The 7,048-nt window shown below is 67.4% G+C and carries 6 protein-coding genes; all 6 read right to left on the bottom strand.

All coding sequences use genetic code 11. From position 1 onward, the window contains the following. Positions 1 to 99: 99 nt before the first annotated feature. Positions 100 to 525, bottom strand: coding sequence for an HPF/RaiA family ribosome-associated protein (locus QMX85_RS08815; protein ID WP_282339923.1), 426 nt, complete (start codon positions 523 to 525; stop codon positions 100 to 102). Positions 526 to 769: 244 nt separating this feature from the next. Next, entirely contained in the window at positions 770 to 1,372 is a 603-nt protein-coding gene (locus QMX85_RS08810) for a nitroreductase family protein (RefSeq protein WP_282339921.1), read from the bottom strand. A 116-nt stretch (positions 1,373 to 1,488) separates the two neighbouring features. Continuing rightward, entirely contained in the window at positions 1,489 to 2,388 is a 900-nt protein-coding gene (locus tag QMX85_RS08805; RefSeq protein ID WP_282339920.1) for a CHAD domain-containing protein, read from the bottom strand. 99 nt (positions 2,389 to 2,487) lie between these two features. After that, positions 2,488 to 3,807 (bottom strand): MFS transporter, encoded by a 1,320-nt coding sequence (locus QMX85_RS08800; RefSeq protein WP_282339918.1) that lies wholly within the window; start codon positions 3,805 to 3,807, stop codon positions 2,488 to 2,490. Between the two features lie 145 nt (positions 3,808 to 3,952). Further along, positions 3,953 to 4,873, bottom strand: coding sequence for an aldo/keto reductase (locus QMX85_RS08795; RefSeq protein WP_282339916.1), 921 nt, complete (start codon positions 4,871 to 4,873; stop codon positions 3,953 to 3,955). 135 nt (positions 4,874 to 5,008) lie between these two features. Beyond that, the gene (locus QMX85_RS08790; RefSeq protein WP_282339915.1) at positions 5,009 to 6,937 is read right to left on the bottom strand and encodes an ATP-dependent DNA helicase RecQ; all 1,929 of its coding nucleotides are present in this window, start codon (positions 6,935 to 6,937) and stop codon (positions 5,009 to 5,011) included. Between the last annotated feature and the right edge of the window lie 111 nt (positions 6,938 to 7,048).

The following is a 7,048-nucleotide window of genomic DNA, read 5'->3' as shown; positions in this document are numbered from 1 at the left end:
CGGGGCCCCCGGCGCCGGCGCGGGCGGCGCCCCCCCCCCCCCCCCCCGCGCCGGCGGGGGGGGGGGGGCCCACGTCGCAGCAGGAAGGCCGAGCGCAAGTCAGTCCTTGCCGAGCGCTTCCTGTTTGGCGAGGAATTCCTCCTGCAACAGCGCGTCGGTAACCTGCCCGGACTCTTCCTCCAGAAGCGGATCGGCCAGATGCCCGGTGGAGACCGACTTGGCATCGAGGCGGCCCATCAAATGTTCGAGCGCATGGCGCATCTTTTCCGCGGCGCCATCCACCGCCTGGTTCATGGATTCGGATTTGTGGGTCACGGAAAGCGGCTGGTGGCCCTTCGGACGCACTTCGATCTGGCAACGCTTGTCGTCGGCGCCGGCCTTCTTGGCGTTCTCATCGCTGAGGTGGACTTCGACGCGGGTAAGGAAATCCTCGAATCGGTCGAGTCGCCCCAACACGGCTGCGCTGACCCAATCCTGAACGGAAGCACTCGCTACGATCTGATTGCTGTTCACTTGAACCTGCATGAAATTTCCTCGTTTCTTGTGTACTTCTCTTTTCGAGGCTCGCGGGAGCGTCGAGGTTCACCCCGATCATGCTCTGCCGGACGGGAAATCGTAAGAAGCCATGAGCGCCGCAAACGGACGGATTCGCGCCATCGACGAAAAAGGCGCGCCCGGGGCGCGCCTTTTCGCAGTGCAGGTCGACGAGAAGCCGCTCCGGCTGGCGATTCTCCCTTCCACGCGGCAAGACCGGCGCGCAGGGGATCGTCTAGAAGTGGTTACGCAGCACCACCTCGTCGAACGGCAGCTTGCCGATGCGCGGCTTGGGTTCGATGGTCTGTCTGCCGATGGCGACCATCAGGCCGATCACGTGGTTGGCCGGCAGGCGGATCAGCTTGGCCACGGCGTCGAAGTCGAAGCCGTCCATCGGGCAGGAGTCGAGGCCCTTGCCGCGCGCGGCGAGCATCAGCGTCTGCGCCATGAGCCCGCAGCTGCGCATGGTTTCGTCGCGCTGCACCTGCGGCTTTTCACGGTAGTAGGCGTCGATGGCGCCGGCCATGTAGTCCTGCACTTCCGGCGGCGCGCCTTCCCAGACGCGCTTCACGTTCTTCTCCCAGCTGTCGACCTGGGCGCAGACCACCACCAGCATCGAGGCATCGGTCATTTGCGCCTGGCCCCAGCCGGCTTCGCGGATCTGCGCGCGCAGGGCGACATCGCTGACTTCCACCAGGCGGACGTGCTGCAGGTTGAACGCCGAAGGGGCGAACAGCGCAAGGCGCAGCAGGTCGTTCTTCTCCTCCGCGCTGAGGACGAAGGCCGGATCGTAGCCCTTGACGGCGCGGCGGGTGGTGATCGCTTCTTCTATGTGCATATGGACTCCGGAACGAACGAGAACGGGCGCTCATGCTAGGCAGCGGCGTGCCGGCAATCCACCGTCTTTTGCCGATGGAAAGCATCGAGCGACCCGATAATTCAGACCTGATGCAGCTAGGCAGACTTGGGTGCCTTGCTGGCGATCTTCCAGTAGCTCGACCACAGCTCGGCGAGCCCCTCGGGCTTCTCGGCGTAGAGCCGCGCGCCAAGCTCCAGGGCCTCGTCGAACAATTGCCGGCGGCGCGCCTCGACGGCGAGGGCGATGGTCTTGCGCGTATTGGGCGCGCCGAACAGCGCCGGCTGTTCCTCGAGCAACAGGTGCAACACTGCCAGGTCGTGATCGTCGCCCAGGTAGCCGGCGAGGGTTTCCAGGCTCTTCTGCCGGGCCTTGAGCAGCGCCGGCCAGGCATCGCGCAGCAGGCGCGTCTGATACCAGTGATCCTTGACCCGCTTGCGCCATTCGTGGAGCAGTTCGTCGCTGCGCTTCTGCTGCACCGCCTTCATCGCCCGGCGCCCCTCCTGGCAGGTACGCAGCACCCCGGCCTTGAACAGCGCGAAGCCCTGCGCGCGCAGCGGCCAGTCGGCCACCGCTTCGCTCGCCGCGCCGAGGCTGGCGAGCAGCTCGGCATGGGCCTGCGGCTGATCCGGCGCGATATCCGCCACCCGAGCCTGCAACCGCGCCCGCACGCGCTTCATCGCCGCGCTGGAGAAACGCCGGGGGTCCTCGGCGACCAGCGCATCCCAGCATTCGACCATCGCCGTGGCATCGCGCAGGCTCGACAGCTGCTGGCCGATGTCGCGGAACTGGCGGTTGTGGCAGGTGAAGAGCTTCTTGCCGAGCGGCTTGTGCACCAGGCGCAACAGCGCGCGGAGTTCCTTGAGCCGCTTGCGCGCATCGTGCACGCCGCTGGGCGTGCCGCTGTCCAGCGCGGCGACGGCCTCGGCGATACGTTCCCTGGCGACCCGCCGCACCTCGTCGTCGGCGTGGCGTCGGGCATGGATTCGAAACGACATGATTCCCCCGTGAGTTCGCTGCGCGGTGGCACGCTGCGAGCGAGCGTATCCGCGCGGCGCGGGAGGCGGTAGCCGGCCACGGCAATCTTCATCAAACCGTCACATTCGACCTGCAGGCCTCTGGCGCGGCGGCTTGCGTGCGTCGAGATCGGCTCTTTCGCCGAGGTACCAGCCGAGCGCGCCCCATAGCGCCGCGCACACGGCGCCGACCAGCGCCACCAGCACCGCGCCCTGGCCGAGCAGATCGAGCAGGCTCTTGGCCCAGCCGCTGATGGCGTCGCCGCCGCGGTAAACCACCGTGTCGATGAAGTTCTTAGCCTTGTACTTGCTCTGCGCGTCCAGCGGCGCGAAGAGCATTTCCCGGCCGGGGCGGACGAAGGCGTACTCGCCTATGCGCCGCACGATCATCAGCCCGGCGAGCATGGCGAAGGTCGGCGCCAGCGCCAGGCCGACGAAGCCGAGGCAGAGCAGCGCCGGCACCAGCGTCAGCAGCGCGCGCATGCCGAAGCGCTGGGCAATGCGGCCGGTGACGAACACCTGGGCGAGCAGCGCGCCGGCCTGCACGACGAAGTCGATCAGGCCGAACACGCGGACCTGCTCGTGGCGATCGGGAAACAGCTCGGCGACCAGTCGCGCCTGCTCGAAATAGAGAAAGGTGCTCACCGTGGCGAGCAGGATGACGAACCCCGAGACCCCGAGCAGATAGCGCGAACGGATTACCCGCAGCATGCCGCTGAACGGATTCCCGGCCACCGGCCGCCGCGGGCTTTCCGCCGCCTGCGCACCCGGGCGACCGGCCCCGCCGCGCTCGCGCCAGGTCATCAGGTAGTGCTTGAGCAGCAGCGCCGCGCCCAGCAGCAGGGCGGACAGCAGCGCCAGCCCGGCCTGGCCGAGCATGTCCACCAGCAACGCGGCGAGCGCCGGGCCGACCAGCCCGCCGACACTGGCACCGGCGGCGATGAAAGCGAACAGGCGCCTGGCCTGCGACGAATCGAACACGTCGGCCATCAGGCTCCAGGCCACCGAGACGACGAACAGGTTGTAGACCGAGATCCACACGTAGAACGCCCGCGCCATCCACACGCTGTCGCTGTGCGCGGCGAACAGCGCGGCGAAGGCCAGCAGGTTGAGGCAGAAGAAGCCGTAGACCCAGTCGATGAAATGACTGCGCGGCACGCGCGAGTTGAGCCAGGCGAACGCAGGCACGGCGATCAGCATCACCACGAAGGTGGCGGAGAACAGCCATTGCAGGTTGTCCACACCGCCCTGGATACCCATCGCCTCGCGGATCGGGCGCAGCATGAAGTAGCCGCTGAACAGGCAGAAGAACAGGCCGAAGCCGGCCAGCGCCGGCAGCAGTTCGCCGGGACGGGCGTTGATGGCAGTGGACAGCCGCCGCGTCATGGGATGGTCGGACATGGAGATTCCCGTGTTGTCGAGGCCCCGTGCGCCATGGGCTTCGGGCCATAGGCCGGGGCGGCCTGGGCGTTACGCCCGCGTCACGGTGAACGATGGCGCGCCGGGCGGATGGTCGGCCAGCGCGCAACGGCGGCAGCAAACCGCATCAGGCGAACTCGGCGGCGATCTGCTCGCGCTGCCGGGCATCCGGCAGGCGGCCCTGACCGGCAAGCAGGTTGTCGGCCATGTAGCGCGGGTTGGAAGTGGCGGGGATCACGGCGGTCACCGCCGGGTCGGCGAGCACGAACTTGAGCATCAGCTGCGCCCAGGAACCGACCCTCAGCTCGGCGACCGCCCAGCCCGGCAGCGCCTTGCCCTTGACCCGCGCGAACAGCTGGCCGGCGCCGTAGGTGCGGTTGATCAGTGTGGCAATACCATGCTCGGCGCAGAACGGCAGCAGCCGCTTCTCGGCATTGCGCGCGGCCACCGAATAGTTGAACTGGACGAAGTCGACCTTTTCCTTCTGCAGCACTGCGATCAGGTCGTCATGGGCCGATTCGACGTAGTGGGTGATGCCGATGTAGCGAATCCGCCCCTGTTCCTTCAGCTCGCGCAGCAGGCCCAGCTGGGTGACGGTGTCCTGCAGGTTGTGCACCTGGATCAGGTCGATCTTCTCGGTTTGCAGCGCCTTGAAGCTGGCCTCGATCTGGCGCTGCCCGGCCTCGCGACCGGTGGACGAGACCTTGGTGGCGAGGAACACCTCGTCGCGCGCACCGACGCGTTTCACCAGTTCACCGGTCACCGCCTCGGCATCGCCGTAGCTGGGCGCGGTATCGATCAGCCGCGCACCGCCCTCGACGAAGGTCTTCATCACCTCCAGCAGCCCGCTCATCTCGCCGGAGGCGGGATCGACGTTGAAGGTCCGCGAGGTGCCCAGGCCGATCACCGGCAGGCGCTCCCCGGAAGACGGGATACTGCGCATCATCAGCTCATCGGCGGCGAAGGCCGAGGCCGGCAGCAGCGGCGCGAGGCCGGCCATGGCAGCGAGAAGGGATGACCGTTGGACGAACTGGCGACGCGTGGGCATGAGCAGCCTCCGGGCATATTGCGAGGGAAGGCCTCCCGAGGAAGGCGCACGGTAGGCCCTTGAGTATGGCCGCCTGCCGTTCGCTTCGCGGCGCCGTAACGGGCGCTTTTGTTTCAGGAATTGACCGCAAGGCGCTCAGACATGCGCTTCGGCCCAGTTCCGCACCCGCGCATAGGGGTATTCGTCCAGCGCAGCGAAGCCGCCGATGCCCTTCGCCTTGAGCTTGGTGAACAGCGGCGCGCCGATGCCGCAGAGAAAGCGGGTCAGCGTCTCGCTGCTCGGTGCCTTGCCCTTGAGCGCCTCGTAGCGCTGGATGAACGCGCCGCACAGCGCGTGGAAATCCCTGCCCTGCAGCGGCGGCAGCGCCGGCGATTCCGGCAGCCGCGCGACCCGTCCCCGGCACACCGAGCAGTGCCCGCACTGCTGCGGCGCCTGCGCGTCGCCGAAATACGCGGCCAGGCGCTGGCTCAGGCAGCGATCGCTGGCGAACAGTTCGAGCATGGCGTGGATGCGGGTAATCTCGCTGGTTTCCTGCTGGCGGAAATAGTCATGCAGTTCGCCGCTGAGCCGATCGATGGCGAACTCGCTGCGCAGCCGTTCGTAGACTTCGGTCATCTGCTTGCTCTCCAGCTCGATCCAGCCACGCTCCTGGAACCAGTCCAGTGCCTTGACCACCCGTCCGCGCTCGGCGCGGTGCTGGTTGTAGAGCGCCTCGAAATCCACCGTGCACCAGGTCCGCGCGCGAGCCGAACTGTGCACGATGGCCTCGACGAACTGGCGACGCTCGCCGTCGAACTTCTCCAGCAGGGCATCCGGCTCGATCAGGTATTTGAAGCGGTACTCGGCGAAATAGGCGTAGCGCGGGGCGATGATGCCGCGCAGTTCCAGCTGCACCAGCAACGTCTTCAGCGGCAGTGGGCGGATGTTGCTCTGCTCGCTCAGCGCGCCCAGCATCAGCTCCCACTGGCCGCCTTCGGCCTGGCGGATTTCCTCGAGCACCTCGCGGATGCCGTCGAGTTCCGGGGTGTCGCCGTAGACGAAGTTCTCCAGCACACTGAGGCTGTCGCGATTCGCCAGCACCAGGCAATCCGAAGGGTGCCCGTCGCGGCCGGCGCGGCCGATCTCCTGGCTATAGTTCTCGATCGATTTCGGCAGGTCGAAGTGCACCACGTTGCGGATGTCGCTCTTGTCGATGCCCATGCCGAAGGCGATGGTGGCCACGATGCAGTTGATCCGCCCGTCCATGAACTGCCGCTGGATCGCCTCGCGCACATCAAACGGCATGCCGGCGTGGTAGGCGCTGGCCGGTACGCCGCTGGCGCCGAGGTGAGCGGCGACCTGCTCGGCGGTTTTCTGCTGGGTGACGTAGACGATTGCCGGCTCGCCGGCCTTGGCGCCGAGCCAGTCGACCAGCCGGCGCAGCTTGTCGCGCCCGGCCACCGGTTCCACCAGCAGGTTGAGATTGGCCCGGTAGAAGCCGGTGGTGATCACGTCGCCCGCGGCGATGGCGAACTTGGCCTGCATGTCGGCGATCACCGGCGGCGTCGCCGTGGCGGTCAGCAGCAGCACCTGGGGAATGCCGAACTGGCGCGCGTAGTTCGGCAGCTTGAGGTAGTCGGGGCGAAAGTTGTGGCCCCACTCGGAGATGCAGTGCGCCTCGTCCACCACCAGCAGCGAGATCGGCACCTGGGCGATGAAGTGGCGGAAGCGCTCGTTCTTCAGCCGCTCCACCGAGATCATCAGGATCTTCAGCTCGCCGGACTTTGCCCGCGCCATCACCGCGCTGGCGTCCTCGCGGCTCTGCGCCGAGTCGATGCTGGCGGCGGCGATCCCGTGGCGGTGAAGGAACGCCAGCTGGTCCTGCATCAGCGCCAGCAAGGGCGAGACGACCAGCGTCAGGTTGGGCAGCAGCAATGCCGGCAGTTGGTAGCACAGCGATTTGCCGGAACCCGTGGGAAAGATCGCCGCCGCCGAACGGCCGTCGATCACCGCGCGGATGGCGGCCTCCTGGCCCGGACGGAAACCGTCGTAGCCAAAGATGTCGGCGAGGGTCTGTTCGATCATGGCTTACCTCGGTAGATCGGCCGGCGCGGAAACGGCGCACGACGCAGGGCAGCCGGCACGGTAGCAGAGCCTCGTCCCGCGCGGGTCATCCGCCGCTGCAAAGCCGCGTGG

Source organism: Pseudomonas sp. PS02288 (genome assembly GCF_029959715.1).
Classification (GTDB): Bacteria; Pseudomonadota; Gammaproteobacteria; order Pseudomonadales; family Pseudomonadaceae; genus Pseudomonas_O; species Pseudomonas_O kuykendallii.
Note: the sequence above shows the minus strand (reverse complement) of the source record. Positions and strands in the feature narration are given on the sequence as shown.

What these genes read in the sequence shown, in the direction of transcription:
- QMX85_RS08815 (WP_282339923.1), bottom strand. Translation starts at nt 525, where the DNA reads ATGCAGGTTCAAGTGAACAGCAATCAGATCGTAGCGAGTGCTTCCGTT.
- QMX85_RS08810 (WP_282339921.1), bottom strand. Translation starts at nt 1,372, where the DNA reads ATGCACATAGAAGAAGCGATCACCACCCGCCGCGCCGTCAAGGGCTAC.
- QMX85_RS08805 (WP_282339920.1), bottom strand. Translation starts at nt 2,388, where the DNA reads ATGTCGTTTCGAATCCATGCCCGACGCCACGCCGACGACGAGGTGCGG.
- QMX85_RS08800 (WP_282339918.1), bottom strand. Translation starts at nt 3,807, where the DNA reads ATGTCCGACCATCCCATGACGCGGCGGCTGTCCACTGCCATCAACGCC.
- QMX85_RS08795 (WP_282339916.1), bottom strand. Translation starts at nt 4,873, where the DNA reads ATGCCCACGCGTCGCCAGTTCGTCCAACGGTCATCCCTTCTCGCTGCC.
- QMX85_RS08790 (WP_282339915.1), bottom strand. Translation starts at nt 6,937, where the DNA reads ATGATCGAACAGACCCTCGCCGACATCTTTGGCTACGACGGTTTCCGT.